Source organism: Microcoleus sp. MON2_D5 (genome assembly GCF_036701905.1).
Classification (GTDB): Bacteria; Cyanobacteriota; Cyanobacteriia; order Cyanobacteriales; family Microcoleaceae; genus Microcoleus.
Genome location: NZ_JAUBRM010000007.1, coordinates 35411 through 51716 on the forward strand (window position 1 = coordinate 35411; position 16306 = coordinate 51716).

Annotated in this window: 12 protein-coding genes; 8 read left to right on the forward strand and 4 right to left on the reverse strand. The window is 46.6% G+C overall.

The window, feature by feature from the left end:
• The first annotated feature begins 166 nt into the window (after nt 1-166).
• Both QUA47_RS04160 and QUA47_RS04165 read left to right on the forward strand, forming a co-directional pair.
• Nucleotides 167-1594 (forward strand): serine/threonine-protein kinase, encoded by a 1428-nt coding sequence (locus tag QUA47_RS04160; RefSeq protein ID WP_333429820.1) that lies wholly within the window; start codon nt 167-169, stop codon nt 1592-1594.
• A 327-nt stretch (nt 1595-1921) separates the two neighbouring features.
• Nucleotides 1922-3244 (forward strand): FGGY-family carbohydrate kinase, encoded by a 1323-nt coding sequence (locus QUA47_RS04165; RefSeq protein WP_333429821.1) that lies wholly within the window; start codon nt 1922-1924, stop codon nt 3242-3244.
• Between the two features lie 2 nt (nt 3245-3246).
• Here QUA47_RS04165 and QUA47_RS04170 read toward each other — a convergent pair whose 3' ends face one another.
• The 3 genes from QUA47_RS04170 to QUA47_RS04180 all read right to left on the reverse strand — a co-directional run bounded on the left by QUA47_RS04170 (nt 3247) and on the right by QUA47_RS04180 (nt 7000).
• Nucleotides 3247-3852, reverse strand: a complete 606-nt coding sequence (locus QUA47_RS04170) for a hypothetical protein (RefSeq protein ID WP_190738328.1) — start codon at nt 3850-3852, stop codon at nt 3247-3249.
• 191 nt (nt 3853-4043) lie between these two features.
• Nucleotides 4044-6410: a DNA helicase PcrA gene (gene pcrA, locus QUA47_RS04175; protein ID WP_333429822.1), complete on the reverse strand. Its 2367-nt coding sequence runs from the start codon at nt 6408-6410 to the stop codon at nt 4044-4046.
• A 206-nt stretch (nt 6411-6616) separates the two neighbouring features.
• Nucleotides 6617-7000 (reverse strand): YkvA family protein, encoded by a 384-nt coding sequence (locus QUA47_RS04180; RefSeq protein WP_333429823.1) that lies wholly within the window; start codon nt 6998-7000, stop codon nt 6617-6619.
• 286 nt (nt 7001-7286) lie between these two features.
• Here QUA47_RS04180 and QUA47_RS04185 point away from each other — a divergent pair, with 286 nt between their 5' ends.
• Nucleotides 7287-8027, forward strand: a complete 741-nt coding sequence (locus QUA47_RS04185; RefSeq protein WP_333429824.1) for an SIMPL domain-containing protein — start codon at nt 7287-7289, stop codon at nt 8025-8027.
• 526 nt (nt 8028-8553) lie between these two features.
• On the opposite strand, the gene QUA47_RS04190 is transcribed toward QUA47_RS04185, so the two are convergent.
• Nucleotides 8554-9879 (reverse strand): DUF6861 domain-containing protein, encoded by a 1326-nt coding sequence (locus QUA47_RS04190; RefSeq protein WP_333429825.1) that lies wholly within the window; start codon nt 9877-9879, stop codon nt 8554-8556.
• A 704-nt stretch (nt 9880-10583) separates the two neighbouring features.
• On the opposite strand from QUA47_RS04190, the gene QUA47_RS04195 reads away from it, so the two are divergent.
• From QUA47_RS04195 to mltG, 5 genes are all read left to right on the forward strand, one after another.
• Nucleotides 10584-11765 carry a F420-0:Gamma-glutamyl ligase gene (locus tag QUA47_RS04195; RefSeq protein WP_333429826.1) on the forward strand — a complete coding sequence of 394 codons (1182 nt, stop codon included), beginning with the start codon at nt 10584-10586 and terminating at the stop codon, nt 11763-11765.
• A 191-nt stretch (nt 11766-11956) separates the two neighbouring features.
• Nucleotides 11957-13288, forward strand: a complete 1332-nt coding sequence (locus tag QUA47_RS04200; protein WP_333429827.1) for a GNAT family N-acetyltransferase — start codon at nt 11957-11959, stop codon at nt 13286-13288.
• 289 nt (nt 13289-13577) lie between these two features.
• Nucleotides 13578-14018 (forward strand): Holliday junction resolvase RuvX, encoded by a 441-nt coding sequence (ruvX, locus tag QUA47_RS04205; protein ID WP_333429828.1) that lies wholly within the window; start codon nt 13578-13580, stop codon nt 14016-14018.
• Nucleotides 14019-14348: 330 nt separating this feature from the next.
• Nucleotides 14349-14927, forward strand: coding sequence for a DUF3727 domain-containing protein (locus QUA47_RS04210; RefSeq protein ID WP_006633333.1), 579 nt, complete (start codon nt 14349-14351; stop codon nt 14925-14927).
• Between the two features lie 247 nt (nt 14928-15174).
• The gene (gene mltG, locus QUA47_RS04215; protein WP_333403248.1) at nt 15175-16299 is read left to right on the forward strand and encodes an endolytic transglycosylase MltG; all 1125 of its coding nucleotides are present in this window, start codon (nt 15175-15177) and stop codon (nt 16297-16299) included.
• The last annotated feature ends 7 nt before the right edge of the window (nt 16300-16306 follow it).

Below are 16306 nucleotides of genomic sequence, written 5' to 3' on the forward strand. Positions count from 1 at the left end.
AGGGGGATATAGCCTCGGATAAAAGCGAGAGATACAAAGGTTTCAGACTTAAGTTGACACATATCGGCAATGCCGTCTCTTTACCCGGATCTGCTGTTTCACATTTAACACCATGTCCGCTGGCATCGCATCGAGAGCTTTAATCTGTAATCTGTAAGCATATTTTATGAGCCAGTGTCTAAACCCTGATTGCCTATTCCAAAACCCGTCGGGCTCTACAAAATTTTGTCAAAAATGTGGGAATAAACTGCTATTGGGCGATCGCTACGGAGCCCAAAAAATTATTGGACAAGGGGGATTTGGGCGCACTTTTCTAGCTGTTGACGAGTATAAACCATCTAAACCTCCCTGTGTTATTAAACAATTTTACCCCCAAGTTCAAGGCACTTCTAGTATCCAGAAAGCTGCTGAGTTATTTGAGCTTGAAGCAGTCCGCCTAGAACAGTTGGGTAAACATTCTCAAATTCCCGACTTGTTAGCATATTTTAGTCAAGATGAACGGCAGTATTTAGTGCAAGAATTCATCGACGGTGAAAATTTAGCCCAAACACTAGAATCTAAGGGATATTTTAGCGAAACGCAGATTCGCGACTTGCTTAATAATTTATTGCCAGTATTCGAGTTCATTCATTCCCGCCAAGTAATTCACCGGGATATCAAGCCAGAAAATATTATTCTTAGGCAAGATAGGCAACTGGTTTTAGTTGACTTTGGAGCCGCGAAATATGCGACACAAACGGCTCTAGGGCTAACGGGAACGAGAATCGGGACGGCTGGATATATGGCACCAGAACAAGCCAACGGTAAACCGATTCATGCTAGTGATATTTATAGTCTGGGTGTGACTTGTCTGTGTCTGTTAACTCAGGTTGAGCCGATTGATTTATTCGATGATAGCGAGTTTGAGTGGGTGTGGCGAGAACACTTAAAAACATCTGTCAGCTCGGAACTGGGTCAAATTTTAGATAAAATGATACAACCTGCTATTAAAAAACGTTATCAATCTGCTACTGAAGTTTTGCAGGCTCTTGGTACTCAATCACCTCAATTATCAGCTCAAACACCTCCACCGGCATCGCCACCAGACTCGCTTAAATCAGCGCGGGGTGTTGACTATACTCGTCTCCGGGATTTATTGGCCACAGGGGAGTGGAAAGAGGCGGATCAGGAAACATTCAAAGTGATGTTAAAAGCTGCGAGACGGGAGAAGGAAGGTTGGTTCGATACGAACTCGATCGAGAATTTTCCTGGCGAGGATTTGCGGACGATCGACCAGTTGTGGGTAAAATATAGTCAGGGTCGTTTCGGGTTTAGTGTCCAGAGAAAAATCTGGTTAGAAATAGGCGGTAAAGTTGATTATGACACTGAATGCAAGCTAGGCGATCGTGTCGGTTGGCGAAAGAGGAGAAAGGGGAGGAAAGAGTGGTTGACCTACAATGATTTAACCTTTAATTTGCAAGCACCACGGGGGCACCTCCCGTCGTGTGCGCGTGTGTTTGCGTGGGGGGGAGAAGGATTGGGTTGGGTTGTTGGGGTGTTGGGGTGGTTAGGGTTGGTTGTATGGTTCTCTCTTCTTTCGCATCGAGAGCTGTAAGCTGTAATTTATAGCGATTTCAGCCTTTTTTAAAGTCTTTTTTATCGAACCTTATTTTTACGAAATTTAGGGTGAGTTAGCGAAGTGTAGCCCACCAATTATGTTAAAACATATACAGGGTAGATATGCCCTATTAAAATCTGTAGAAGACATAAAACTTTTCAGAACTAGCGATCGCACCTTAGAAAATTATCCCCTATTTAAAGAATAGGATAAAGAGCAGATAAATGCTGATATTCTCGCTGAAGAAGTGGAGTTAGAAACAACCATAAGATGTAAATAAACTTTGTGGTTTACTCAAAATAGGAAAATTCGCGGGAGTAACAAATGAATCTTTATTTGGGAATAGATTTCGGCACGACTGGCGCGCGATCGACTGTCATAGACTCCCAGGGTACAATACATTGTGAGACAGAATATACTTTTGCCAACAACGGGCAACAACAGACTGAATTGCCCTCGGTGTGGCAAAATGCGCTGTGGGATTCGATCGAGCAAATTCCCCCAGCAATCCGCAATCAGGTAAGGGCGATCGCCCTTGACGGCACATCTTCCACGGTCATGCTGTGCAATACCGAGGGTATACCAGTATGCGAGCCGATTTTATACAATGATGCGCGGGGTGCAGCCGTGACAGAGAGGTTGCGGGCGATCGCGCCGGATAACCACACAGTATTGAGCGCTACATCCAGTTTGGCAAAACTCCTGTGGTGGCAGGAGGGCGGGCTAGAAGCCCACGCCACAACACAATTCAGTCTTTGTGGAACAGGCATCTTGCCTGTTGAGAAGCTTTATTTCCTCCATCAAGCTGACTGGCTGGCATTTCTGCTGCACGGAAAATTGGGAATTAGCGACTATCACAATGCTTTGAAACTCGGTTTCGATGTGGATACTTTGTGCTATCCGAATTGGCTGATAGAGGGAATTGCGGGCGCTGCAACTCCTGAATTGCCGGAAGTTGTCGCACCGGGCACGCCTGTGGGGGAAGTGAGAGTTCAAGTGGGCGATCGCTTCGGTTTTCCCCGCGATTGTATGATTTGTGCTGGCACAACCGATAGCATTGCAGCATTTTTAGCAAGCGGTGTCAATTTACCAGGGGAAGCAGTAACTTCTCTCGGTTCTACACTAGCAGTCAAACTGTTAAGTCATACCCGCGTAGATGATTCTAGATACGGGATTTACAGTCATAAATTAGGCGATTTGTGGTTAGTTGGAGGTGCTTCTAATACCGGAGGTGCCGTGCTGCGACACTTTTTTACTGATGTGGAGTTGAATAATTATAGCACACAAATTGATCCAGAACAAGAGAGTTTGCTGGATTATTACCCATTGTTGAAAAAGGGCGATCGCTTTCCGATTAATGACCCGAATTTGGCGCCCCGACTCGAACCGCGTCCAACTGATTCAGTGGAATTTCTGCACGGTTTGCTAGAAAGCATAGCGCGGATTGAAGCGCGGGGATATCAATTATTGCAAGAATTGGGTGCAACTCCTTTGACCAAAGTTTATACTGCTGGCGGCGGGGCCAAAAATGCGGTTTGGAGTGCGATTAGAAAGCGTTATTTAAAAGTCCCTGTTGAAACGCCGATTCATACTGCGGCTGCTTACGGGGTGGCGCTGTTGGCGATGCGGGGGGCGATGGGGATATAATGCTAATTTTCGCGCACCATCCACACTAAAAATCCCAATATTTTATCTACTGGAGGTAGCGGATAATCGGTAAGATCGATCGTCACTATTTGCCCTTCCAGCTTGAGAAACCGCCAAGCTGTGCCGCTGGAAACGCTGCCGTAAATGACGGAAATCGATCGCCCTTTGGCTTCATTAAATCTCTGGGCCGCCACCATTTCAGCAATACATTGACCCAAACCTACTTTCAAATCTCCTTTTTTAGCTTCCACCATCACAATTACCGGGGCCTCCACGTCTAATTGTTCCGGGGAACGGCTGATGATAAAATCGCAAACTCCTGTAAGTCCAACAGCTACATCAACATTAAATTCCTCACCCGAAAACACGCTGATTTGTTGGTTCAGAATCCTGCGAACTTCCAGCAATACAGGGTTGATAATAGCTTCAGAACGAGCTTTTTCGGTGCTTGTGGCGATCGCCCAAGGCAAATTTGTTTCCAGCATGGTCTGCAATGCTGTTGCGGGTGCGATCGGTTCGATTTCCGGCAGAAATCTGATTCCTTCCACTACTGTAAGATTGAAGGCTTCTTTAACCTTGCCGATGGTCGTAAATTGACTGTAAGACATAAGAGTTTAGGTTTTTATTTCTACTTTTTAGTTACATAAAACGAAGGTTGAAACCGCGTCTACACAAACGAGGTTCCCGACATGGACTAAAGATAAAAACGTAATTTTTACCGCCTTTTAACCGCCCCTTCTTCAAGCCGCTATTCTAGGTTTTGCCTGTATAGACGCGGTTTAAACCGCCGGATTTTCTCTTACACTCGCTGCAACTTAGCTGTTCTCGGATCGATAATTTTTCTGCCCAAACCCGAAAACTTAATTGCCAAATTAATTTTGTCGCCCGCCCCTAAAACGTGCGTAATTTCTCCAACTCCAAAAGCATGATGAAAAACCCGATCGCCCGTTTGCCAATCCGTCGATTGTCCATTGGTTCCCGCTTGAGAACTCCCGGAATTAGCGGCTGAATTATTAGTTTTTGCCTTAGATGCAGCCGTTTTCCCCGCTGGAGTTTTCTTCGCACTTCCAGCCAGCAAATGTGTGGGCAATTCCCCTAAGAATAGCGAAGGGGTGCAGTGTTCCCGGAAACCTCCCCAGAGGCGGCGTTCGCGAGTGTGGGTGAGAAATAGCAATTCCTGGGCGCGAGTGATGCCGACGTAGCACAAACGGCGTTCTTCTTCGATCGCTTTGGGATCGTCCAAGCTGCGGAAATTGGGAAATAAACCCTGTTCCATTCCGACTAAAAATACCACGGGAAATTCTAACCCTTTTGCTGAGTGCAGCGTCATCAGCGACACGCGGGAATCTTCTTCCTGCAAATCATCTAAATCGGATGCTAAAGATGCTTTTGCTAAAAATGATGTCAGCGTCGGTTCTTCGTTTTGTTCTTCAAATTGTAGCACTGCATTGTACAATTCTATGACGTTTTCTATACGGTTTGTGGCTTCGTCGGTTCCTTGATTTTTCAAATCTTCAATGTAGCCTGAATCTTGGATAATTCCTTGGACAATTTGCGAAGCCGGCAGGGTTTCAAGTTGCGATTGCCAACGGCCAATCATTTCGGCAAACTTAATAATAGCTTTTGCCGATCGCCCTGCTAGAGTATTGACAGAAGATTCATCGCTGAGGATTTCCCACAGGGGAATGCCTAACTGAGTTGCAGCGTCTTCGATTTTGGAAAATGTGGTATCCCCAATGCCGCGACGGGGAGTATTGATGATGCGTTTGAGGCTGACGCTATCGTCGGGATTGGCAAGCGCCCGCAGGTATGCTAGGATATCTTTGATTTCTTTGCGATCGTAAAACTTCAGCCCGCCGACAATATTGTAAGGAATGTCTAAACGCATTAACGCTTCTTCAAAGGATCGAGATTGAGCGTTTGTGCGGTAGAGTATTGCAAAGTTACTTCCGTTTTCGTATTCGGAGTTTTGGCGCTTTAAGGAATGAATTTGACCTGCTACAAATTCCGCTTCATCTAATTCGTTGTCGGCGCGCCAGACAACAATCGGAGCTCCCGGTTCGCGAGTCGGGCGCAGAATTTTCTCGATCCGTTCGGTATTGTGTTCGATCAAGTGGTTCGCAACTTGCAGGATGTTTTCGCGCGATCGATAATTTTCCTCTAATTTTACCATTGTCTGAGTTTTATCGTCGGACAAACCATCTCCGAAATCCTCTTGAAATTCCAGCAATATGGTATAATCTGCCATCCGAAAGCTGTAAATTGATTGATCGACATCGCCCACGACAAAAATCGAGCGGTTTTGCCATTTATCAAAGCTTTTCGGGTCGGCGTTATTTGTCACCAACATCCGAATCAAATCGTATTGAGTGCGGTTGGTATCTTGGTATTCGTCAACTAAAATATGGCAAAACTTTTTATGCCAGTAACTTAATACTTGCTCGTTTTGGCTCAAAAGTTTAACAGGAACGAGGATTAAGTCGTCAAAATCTAGGGCATTGTTGGCTGCTAAAGCATCTTGGTAGCGACTGTAAACATCCCCAATCACGCGACCTCGATAATCTGGTTCTGCTGCTTGGTATTCTTGAGGCGACCAACCTTTATTTTTAGCATTGCTGATGGCATAGCGGACTTTTCGCGGGTCAAATTTCTTGTCGTCCAGATTGAGTATTTTTGTAACAATTTGTTTGACGACATTTTGAGCATCTGACTCGTCAAAAATTGAAAAATTTTTCTTCCACTGGCGACCTTTTTCGTCTTGGTATTTTTCAATATCGTAGCGGAGAATCCGGCCGCACAAAGAGTGAAAAGTCCCCATCCAAATGTGTTTGGTAATTGTGCGGTAAATGTGCGATCGCAATTTCGTTTGCACATCCGGGGTCAACTCTACCAAAGGTTTCCCATATTCGGCTTCAGCTTGCTGAGTTGCCAGCAATTTCTCAATTCTTTCTTTCATCTCCCTGGCGGCTTTATTTGTAAATGTCACCGCCAGAATATTTTCCGGATCGACTCGATGGGTGCGAACTAAGTTAGCAACTCGGTAAGTTAGAGCTCGGGTTTTGCCGGAACCAGCGCCCGCTACTACTAACAGCGGCCCGTTATAATGGGCGACTGCTTGGCGCTGAGATGGGTTGAGGTGGCTGAGGAAATCAGTGGTTTGAGTCATAGCTAGAAAGTTAGTTTTATTGTTTAAGGTAAATAATACTGGGATGGGATACGGCGAGTTTTTTTAACGTAAGGTGCGCTTGGCGCACCCTATATTATAACTAGAATGGTAATTTTTTAAACTTTAAATATTTTTCGGTCAAACGACTTGTTTAAGGTAAGGTGCTTGGCGCGCACCCTACACAATAACTAGATAGGTGATTTTTTTTAACGTTTAAATATTCGTGTCAGCCAAATTGCTGCTAATATTCCCAAGCCCATCCAGATGGCAATAATTACAGCAGCAGCAGCCCGATTTATCGGTTTTCTCTGCTCTATTTTGGCGGCTGCTTTTTCCCGACACTCGGCTAAAACCTGTGGCGGAATCATCTTCAGTACCAGCCAAATTCCCAAAGGTACAATTATCAAATCGTCCAAGTAGCCAAGAACAGGTATGAAGTCAGGAATTAAGTCGATCGGGCTAAAAGCATAGGCAACCGTAAGGCCTGCTAAAATTCTGGCGTACCAAGGTACTCTCTGGTCTGTACTTGCTAAATAAACAGCGTAAGTTTCTTTTTTGAGTCTGCGGACAACTTGTTTTAAGGATTGCATCTTTTAACAATTTTATCATTTTTAAATTTTATTTAAAATGAAATAGTAGTTGCGTCGGAGTGTCATAAACTGGGTGGGTTTCTCTATTTATCGTTGCCAAACCTCTTATTTTACCCAGAACACCCATTTTTTAGGGGAGCGTCCTGCGGGCATCATAATAACTCATAATTTCTTCAGAAGTACGGACTATTTTTTTAGTTGCTAAAAATGTAACAACCCGGATATTTAGCAATTTCAGTGGGAAGGTAAAGTATAGCATCTGTTGTATGTGAGGAGAATCAAATTTATGAATTCAACTTTACGATCGCGCGATCGCATTAACTTCCGCAGTCTGGTAACAGCGTTGTGTTTAACCTTAACTCTCGTGAGTTTTGTGAGATTAGATCCGGCGGCGGCTCAAGAACAGCGGATCAGAACGTTGACTGTTACTGGGCGGGGTGTGGAAGCGATTCCCACAACTCAAACACAAGTGCGACTGGGGGTTGAGGTGCAGGGGAAAACGGCGGCCGAGGTGCAGCAGGAAGCGGCGAGGCGATCGTCGGCTGTGCTAGAGTTGCTGCGATCGCGCCAAGTCGAAAAACTCGAAACTGCCGGCATCTCCCTCAATCCCATTTATAACTTCGACAACAACCAACAGCGCTTGACGGGCTATACGGCAACGAATACCGTCACTTTTCGGATTAATACTGCATCTGCCGGCACTTTGCTTGACGATGCGGTGAATGCCGGAGCCACACGCATAGACGGCGTGAGTTTTGTCGCTGCCGAAAGTGCGATCGAACAAGCTCAAAAACAAGCAATCAAAAAAGCAACTCAAGACGCTCAAGCGCAAGCAGATGCAGCCTTTAGCGCGCTCAACCTGAAGCGGGGAGAGATTCTGGGCATTCAAGTCAACGGTGCTAGCGCGCCGCCTCCTATGTATCGGCAGTTTGCTGGTGCTCGCATGGCTGCTGCTGACGCTACAACGCCTGTGGTGGGAGGGGAACAGCAGGTAGAAGCTTCTGTGACTTTGCAATTTGGATATTAAATAGTTAAGGGTTGAACTGGCCACATCAGCTTGACCCTAACTATTTCTTGATTTATCAAGCAGCTTTTTCTACAAAAAACTTTAACCACTTAACCACTTCTGCCAGTAGTCGAGCAATTGTTCGCCTCCAACACAAATATTTCCGTATCTTCGGCCCCAAGAGCCACAACAATCAAAGCCTTAACAATTTTAGCGCCAAACAAAGTTTCCCTCTAAGTAAGTCGGTGGAAAAATTCATAATTAGCTAAGGAAATATTAAGTGGCGCGCTCTGAGTTAAAGTGTAACTGCTCACCGCCACAAAGTTGCGGTGAGCAGTTACGACACATGGCTACAACCTATTATGAACTATGAACGGAATCTCTCCTTCTTCAGGGGGAGAGTTCCTCAATAAATAGACTCTCCGTTAAACCCTAGGCGATCACATTCCTCCTAAACAGAAAAGAGTGGACTCTTCTCTAAGATCCACTCTCTGTTAAACTCTCTTAGGGCTAGCTTTAACAAGCTGGAGTTAAGCCCTTACTTTACCTAGTCCTTAACGATTCTCTTGTCATGAATGACCACTTGATCCTTGAGTTCAGGACTGCCGGAGATGTGAATATCGCTATCCTTATTTTCCTCTGCGGCGGATTCGGCTAGATATTGGGCAGATGACTTAACATCGTGCGCTGCACGTTTAGCAGATTCGGCTGCATTTTGGGCAGATGATTTAAAATCATGCGCTGCACCTTGAGGAGATGGGGTTGCATTTTGGGCAGGGGACCTAAAATTAGGCACTGGAGGTTTAGCAGATTCGGCTGCATTTTGGGCAGATGATTTAAAATCATGCGCTGTACCTTGAGGAGATGGGGTTGCATTTTGGGCAGATGACTTAACATCCTGCTTAAACTCCTGCGCTGCACCTTTAGCCGATTGAGCTGCATTTTGGGCAGATGACTTAACATCCTGCTTAACATCCTGCGCTGCACCTTTAGCAGATTCGGCAGCATTTTGGGCAGATGACTTAACATCCTGCGCTGCACCTTTAGCAGATTCGGCTGCGCTTTGAGCAGATGACTTGATTGATTCGGCTGCACTCTTGCCAGATGACTGAAGCGATTCGGCTGCACTTTTTATAGATGGCTCCACTGCCTTCGCTGTATCTTTTACAGTCGATCTAAGATCCTGAGTGGCACCCTCAATTTCCTGAGCTACAGCTTTGACAGAAGGCTTAACTTCATCAGCAGTACTCTTAATAGAGTCCGCTGCACTTTGTATAGAAGGCTTGACACCTTCGACTGTCTGCTTGACTGAATCTTTTACTTCTCTAATCGTAGGTGTGACTTCCTCGGATGCGCTCTTGACTGCATCTACTACAGAAGGCTTGACTTCCTTAACTGTCTGATCGACAGATTCGGCTATACTTTTAATCGAAGGCTTAGTTTCTTCAACAGTCTCCTTGACTGCTTCTGCTGTAGCTTTGATAGATGGTTTAACTTCCTCAGCAGTTTCCTTTACTACTGTCCCTAGCTCTTCTACAGTGTGTTTAATACCGTCTGCTACAGTGTGTGCTGCATCCCCTAAATTATCTACAGCACGGTTAACAGTATCAGCAGTACCTTTACCAATCATAGCGCCAGCAACTGAGCCTGCTACAGCACCAATAATGCCTCCAGAGCGAGCACCTAGGATACCACCGACTGCTGCTCCAGCTATCCTCGCGCCAATGCCTGAGCCTGATGATTGATCTTCCTGTGATTCTGCATTTTCGTTAGTCTGAGCCTGAAGCTGCTGGTTCTCGCTATTGTCAACATTCTTTTCCTGGAAGTCAGGATTGGCTTCAGGCTGGTTAAAAGGCTGCTTATTATCAGTCATAGATATCCTTGGGTATTACTGCTACATTTACTAGGCTAACTATATACTTCTCAGAAAATGTACTGCCTAAGAACTAGATTTTGACTGTTACTTAAGAAGTAGATTCTCAAAGGTACTGACCACTAGGGCGCTAGCGGCTCGCTGTTCATTCGACATTGAAGAAGCTGGAGGCGCGCGATCGGACATCTGGAACCGTCTTAGCTTAGGGAGCCAAAAATAACTCATGTATACAGAGTTATTTACAGATTAAATGATTATTAATAAATATTCTAAAAAAATGTGGAGTGCCAGCTTATAAATTAACGTTTTAAAAAAATAAATTATTATATGCCATTAAAAAAATAACTATTAAATAATTGAATTAAGTGATTTGTTTTGTAGGCGTTGCTGATTTACGGTAGGAAAGGCTAAATATGCAAGTCAGAGAAACCACTATCCACAAAGATTCGGGATTTTCAACTACTGATTTTTTTCATACCCTGATTAAGCCACGCCAGATTTTGGAGTGATCTAACTCACGAGGAGAGCTCTTTGAACAGCAACTTGGCCGCTTTAGCCACAGACGGGCGATCGCACTTACGTGTAATTGGGCATAAGTTCGATCGCCCCCAACAACCCCCAAAACTTCAATTACTACCGGATCGTCGATCAAAGTGACAGAGATCGACTAAAGTAAACAGAAATTATTATTGGCGGTAATTAGAGTGATCGAGACTTTAGCAACAGGAGTCGCAGCAGCAGGTTCGCTGCTAGCATTGGGCGGGTTAGGCCTAGAGTTGAACTATCGCCGGACTGGAAGTCCAAATAAATTAGAACTAACAGCCGGAGAATGGCACTTAGCCATCTCCGAACCCAACCGCTATCTTTTAGTCGGGGAAATGGAGTTCCGCAACCTGACACAGCGGTTTGAGGTTATGTTGCCGGAAGTGCGGGCACAGGTGAAACTTCTGTCTGACGGAAGTTTAGATGGCGTTACTTCCCAGACCAAGGTGATTCCTTGCCACAAAGAGGCAGCAGCCAGAGCAGACGATTACTGGTTCGGCTATATTGTTAAAGCCCAAAAAAACACGAAAATTAAAGTCTCTGTAGACATTCAAGGGCAAGATTTAACCAAATTGCAATCAGCTTGGGTGCAAGTACACTTCGTCACCTACGGCCCAGGCGGGCGCATCCCCAAAGTCCGTAACGTAGTAGTCCCGCTGCAATTCCCCAACTCGGACACCGTACCCATCGCCCGAAATGTCGGAGTGGCAGAAGTCTTGCCGATTCGCACTCACATACTGGCAGAACTGGACAATCCCGTCGAAATTGTCAAGCGGTACGTGCTGCCGCGCGCCCAGAAAGGCGATATTGTCGCCCTGGCAGAAACTCCCCTAGCTTTGATGCAGGGACGCTACCGCCATCCCAGCGAAGTCAAACCCGGATGGGCGGCAAAGCGAGTGTGCTTGTTTTTCTTGCCCACGTCTAGTTTGGCCACGGCTTGCGGGATGCAGACGTTGGTTGATGTAGTAGGCCCTTGGCGCGTAGTAGCAGCATTTGCGATCGGCGCTGTAGCCAAAATATTTGGCAAACCAGGAGTCTTTTACCAACTCGCAGGGGAACAAGCCAGGCTGATCGATGACGTTACCGGGACTTTGCCTCCCTTCGACCAATTTATTGTCCTCGGCCCAGACAATCCCCAGCAAGTTGTTGAAGAAATTCAACGAGAAACCGGACTTGCGGCGGCGATCGTAGACGCTAATGACTTGAAAGCAGTTAAGATATTAGCAGCGACCTCCGATTTATCGGTAACATTCTTAGAGCAAGCTTTGCGAAGCAACCCCGCCGGGAATGGTGACGAGCGAACACCGGTCGTTGTAATTCGACCTCTGCCACAAAAATCTTGAGTTGAAAACAGAAAATTAAAAATTCCAAAAGATGATTTGAAGTTTTTAATTTTCGATCGATCAAGAAAGGGAGAAGAATCAAAAGTTATAAGTTTTGAAATCAAAATTTACGTATTCACAACTCAAAACTTCTCTAACTCTTCCCCTTTCTGAAATTTTATTTTTAAATTTCCATTCTCCACTTTTATGCTATGACTTCATTTCCCTCCCAAAACCAAAACCAGGTTGTGATTCGCCCGTTTCAGTATCGCGACATCGAGGTGATGGAACAACTGTGCGCGGAAACAGCCGACGAGCCAGAAAATCGCAAGGGCGCAAGCTGCGACGAGGTACTGGGTAGAAAGTTGCAGCAGATTCGCCGCTGGTACGGAGTGCTAAAGATTTTTAGCTTGTTTCCCAACCCTTGTCAGTCCCTGTTCCGGGCCCACGTTGCCGAAGAAGAGGGGAGCGTGAAGGGCATAATTCAGATTTCTCCTTTCAACCGCACCCGCAGCACTTGGCGGATCGATCGCATAGGAGTAGACCCAGAAGCCCGCAGCAAAGGAATTGGTTCGATGCTGCTGCGGTACTGCTTTGAGGCAGTCTGGGAGGCGCGGACGTGGCTGTTGGAAGTGAATGTCGGCGACACAACTTCCTTGGCTTTGTATCGGCAAAACGGGTTTCAGCCTTTGGCGCAGATGACTTACTGGACGATCGCCCCAGAACGCCTGCAAGAAATGGCCAACTCGACCCCTGATTTGCCCAACCTGCTGCCGGTCAGTAACGCAGACGCTCAGTTGCTCTACCAACTGGATACCGCGTCTATGCCGCCGCTGGTGCGCCAAGTATTCGATCGCCACATTCAAGATTTCAAAACCAGTTTTTTCGGCGCTTTAGTCGAAGGTCTCAGACAGTGGCTGGGCAAAACCGAGGTAGTCAGCGGCTACGTGTTTGAACCGCAGCGCAAAGCCGCGATCGGCTATTTTCAGGTGCAGCTATCCCGCAACGGCCAGCAACCGCACGTCGCCCAGTTGACTGTACACCCGGCCTACACTTGGCTTTACCCAGAACTGCTGTCCCAGATGGCGCGCCTTGTTCAAGATTTCCCGGTTCAAAGCCTGCAACTGGCTTCCGCTGACTATCAGCCGGAACGGGAAGCTTATTTAGAGCAATTTGGAGCAGTGCGCGTGGAACACAGTTTGCTGATGTCTCGATCGGTGTGGCACAAATTGCGCGAGTCCAAGTTGGTCTCTCTCGAAGGACTCCAGCTATCAGAAATGCTGCAAAGCTTCCAGCCAACTCGCAAACCCGTACCCGGCAGGATGTCCTGGCTCGGCCCGATGGCTGGGGAAGCAGCAGCAGGGCCCGCATCCTCCGAGATAAAACCTCTGTTGGCTGACTCAGGAAACAGCCAAACGAATCAAGTTAACCCCTTGGGCGGCCAAAATTCCGAATCAGCAGCAACTGATGGCAGCAGCATTTTGCCTTTAAATCTGCCAGAGTTGCCTCTTGACGGTCGCTGGCCCGGAGAACTCAATTCTTAATAAGTGAAAGCAGAAGGTAAAAGGTATAAGGCAGAAAAAAATAAAATTAATCATCCAATAAATTACTTTTTTCTGTCATAATCCCCAAATGTCCCTTCTGCTTTTGATTAATATCAACTTAAGATTACCTATCTTCTTCTTGCTTTCTTCTCTTCTTCGTTCGCGACAAGAGCGCTAACGAACCGCTTCGCTAACGCACCTCGAAGCGGTTCGTTAAAGAAGATTATTTCCGCAAAAAAACAGTAAATCTAAAATCTAAAATCTAAAATCTAAAATTGATTGATTGATAATGTCCAACGATAAATTATGGATTTCAGCTCTGGGATTAGATATCGGCCTCAAACGAGTCGGCATCGCCGGGTGTGACGGCACTGGTTTAATAGCGACGGGCATTACCACACTGGTACGATCGTCATTCGAGCGAGACGTAGCTTATCTCCGAGAACTCGTGCGAGAGCGGAGAGTTCAAATTTTGGTTGCAGGCTTGCCCTACTCCCTGAGCGGAGAATTAGGCACTCAAGCCCGACAAGTGCAGAAATATGCTACTCGCATCGCCACAGCCTTAGAGCTCCCCCTAGAATACGTGGACGAGCGCCTGACTTCGGTTGAGGCAGAGGAATTGATGAAAACACAAGGGATTTCGGTGTCGCAAAATAAGGGTGCGATCGATCGCAAAGCAGCGGCCCTGATTTTGCAGCAGTGGCTAGACGAGCGGAGGCAAAAGATCTGAGCAATTCCTAATCCTTGATAGCTGGTAACAAAGGCGTGATATCCTGGTTGTGCAAGTTTGCTACGCACACCTGTAACCCTTGACAAACTGGAGAAAATTCTGCTGTACCCTTGGTACTGAAGAAGCACAAAATCGTGATTTGTCCTCAGTGTCGCTTGCTGACTCGACTGAGATTTAAACGCTGCACTCCTCGCCTGTGGAAAAGGCCGCGAGTCTCGCGGTTTAAGCTGGTGGACTGGTGATCGCCCACTTAGCCAGAATATCGCCACGAAAATTCCCCATTGTCAAGCAAACGTTACTGAATTATTGACGGAAAATAAGATACACGCGATGTCCTCATCCCCATACCGCAAAAAAGAGAATGGCAATTCCAACGAAGAGTCCGTCACCCTGACGGATGAAGTTGGGCGATCGCTGGCTTGCAACATAGAATATTCTATGAATCTAGAAGGTCAAGAATACGCTTTGCTGCTTCCGATTGACTCGCCCGTAGAAATTTTTACTTGGCAGGGAGACGATAACGACGAAGCAGCAATTCCTGTAGAAGACGAAGCCGAAATTGACAAAATTTTTGATACAGCTAAAGTTGTGCTGCAAGAGCAGAACTTGACGCTCCGACGCACGGCGGTGACGCTGACTGTGGTGGGCGAATTGCCGGAATTTCCCGAAGAGGATATGACATCCGATGTCGATCCAGATGAGGAGTCGGAGTTCGAGGAGCTGATGTGGCTGACCAGTTTCTACCACGAAGAACAGGAATATGCCATTTATACGCCTCTCGACCCGTTCTTTATCTTGGCTAGAATGGATGACGACGGCAAGCCAGAATTGCTTTCGGAAGAAGAGTTCCAAAGGCTGGAACCGATGTTACCTATGCTGGAAGACCAGTTCTTTGACGATCTTGATTAGAGATTAATTGCAGACACAAGGTGTGATGGCAAAAAGCAGAATTTTTTACTATTTTATAAAAAAGTAAACTGCTCGCCCGATCGAACTTTTTCGAGATGGCCGCTTCTGCCTTCGCGATCGGGCGTTTGAATTGGGCCGCGTGAATAGGGTCTTTTAAAGGGCTTGTATTCCTAACTTTTCGGTCATCAATCGCAGGTCATCAGTCATTAGTCGCTAGTTAACCGCCGCTTATCCAGGACAACGGACTATGAGTAAAGAACAAATGACAAAAGGCAGCGCGCGCGAGAGCCGAAAAGGTAATCCGCAAGTCTCTAAATGGTTGTTTTATCTGGCGTTGCTGCCGGCAATCTGGGGGGTTTGCGCTTGGCAGGGCTGGGCTTGGTGGAGCTGGGCTTCCGCCCCGCCTAAAATAGCTGAAACGTCAACTTCTCCGCCAGAGGATGCTGCTGTTTTGATCCAAATCCCGGAGGGTACTCCCAGTCAAAAAATCGGGCGGGATTTAGAGGCTGCGGGGTTGATTCGATCGAGCTCGGCATGGAATATGTGGACCCGCTGGCTGACTCTGCAAAACCGCGAGGGAGGTTTTCAAGCAGGAACTTACAAACTGTCGCCGACTCAGCCTCTGAGTGCAGTTGCTGACAAAATTTGGAAGGGCGAAGTCGTACAGCAGAGTTTCACGATTCCAGAAGGGTGGTCGCTGCAACAAATGAGCGCTTATTTTGAAGCGCAAGGTTTTTTCCCGGCTAAGGATTTTATGGCGGTGGCGAGTCAAGTTCCCTACGCTCAGTACCCTTGGCTGCCGAGCGGCCTGCCTCACTTGGAAGGGTTTTTGTACCCGGATACTTATCAGCTAGACGGCGATGCAATTAGCCCGCAAGCTGTCATTAAGCAAATGCTCGGTCGCTTCGAGGAGTTGGCTTTGCCGATATATCAAAAAAATCAGAAGAATACTAAGCTGGATTTGAAAGAGTGGGTGACGCTGGCGAGTATTGTGGAAAAAGAGGCTGTGGTTGCAGGCGAGCGCAATCGTATTTCTGGGGTATTCAACAACCGTCTGAATAAGGGTATGCCTTTGGGTTCTGACCCGACGGTTGAATACGCCCTCGGCATTAGGCAAACGAAGGAAAAGCCTTTGACTTTCAAGCAGGTGGAAACTCCTTCTCCTTACAATACTTATATCAATGTAGGGCTGCCGCCAACTCCGATCGCATCTCCGGGAATAGCAAGTCTGGAAGCGACTCTCACTCCGGAAAAGACAGAATACCTGTACTTTATGGCTCGATACGACGGCACTCACATTTTTAGCCGCACGCAGGCGGAACACGATGCTGCGATTGCTAAAGTTGACCAGCAGTTGCGATCGACTCAATAGATAGGCA

Bases quoted from the DNA above. Each gene is read 5' to 3' on its own strand.
- QUA47_RS04160 (WP_333429820.1), top strand. From the start codon at position 167: ATGAGCCAGTGTCTAAACCCTGATTGCCTATTCCAAAACCCGTCGGGC.
- QUA47_RS04165 (WP_333429821.1), top strand. From the start codon at position 1,922: ATGAATCTTTATTTGGGAATAGATTTCGGCACGACTGGCGCGCGATCG.
- QUA47_RS04170 (WP_190738328.1), bottom strand. From the start codon at position 3,852: ATGTCTTACAGTCAATTTACGACCATCGGCAAGGTTAAAGAAGCCTTC.
- pcrA (WP_333429822.1), bottom strand. From the start codon at position 6,410: ATGACTCAAACCACTGATTTCCTCAGCCACCTCAACCCATCTCAGCGC.
- QUA47_RS04180 (WP_333429823.1), bottom strand. From the start codon at position 7,000: ATGCAATCCTTAAAACAAGTTGTCCGCAGACTCAAAAAAGAAACTTAC.
- QUA47_RS04185 (WP_333429824.1), top strand. From the start codon at position 7,287: ATGAATTCAACTTTACGATCGCGCGATCGCATTAACTTCCGCAGTCTG.
- QUA47_RS04190 (WP_333429825.1), bottom strand. From the start codon at position 9,879: ATGACTGATAATAAGCAGCCTTTTAACCAGCCTGAAGCCAATCCTGAC.
- QUA47_RS04200 (WP_333429827.1), top strand. From the start codon at position 11,957: ATGACTTCATTTCCCTCCCAAAACCAAAACCAGGTTGTGATTCGCCCG.
- ruvX (WP_333429828.1), top strand. From the start codon at position 13,578: ATGTCCAACGATAAATTATGGATTTCAGCTCTGGGATTAGATATCGGC.
- QUA47_RS04210 (WP_006633333.1), top strand. From the start codon at position 14,349: ATGTCCTCATCCCCATACCGCAAAAAAGAGAATGGCAATTCCAACGAA.
- mltG (WP_333403248.1), top strand. From the start codon at position 15,175: ATGAGTAAAGAACAAATGACAAAAGGCAGCGCGCGCGAGAGCCGAAAA.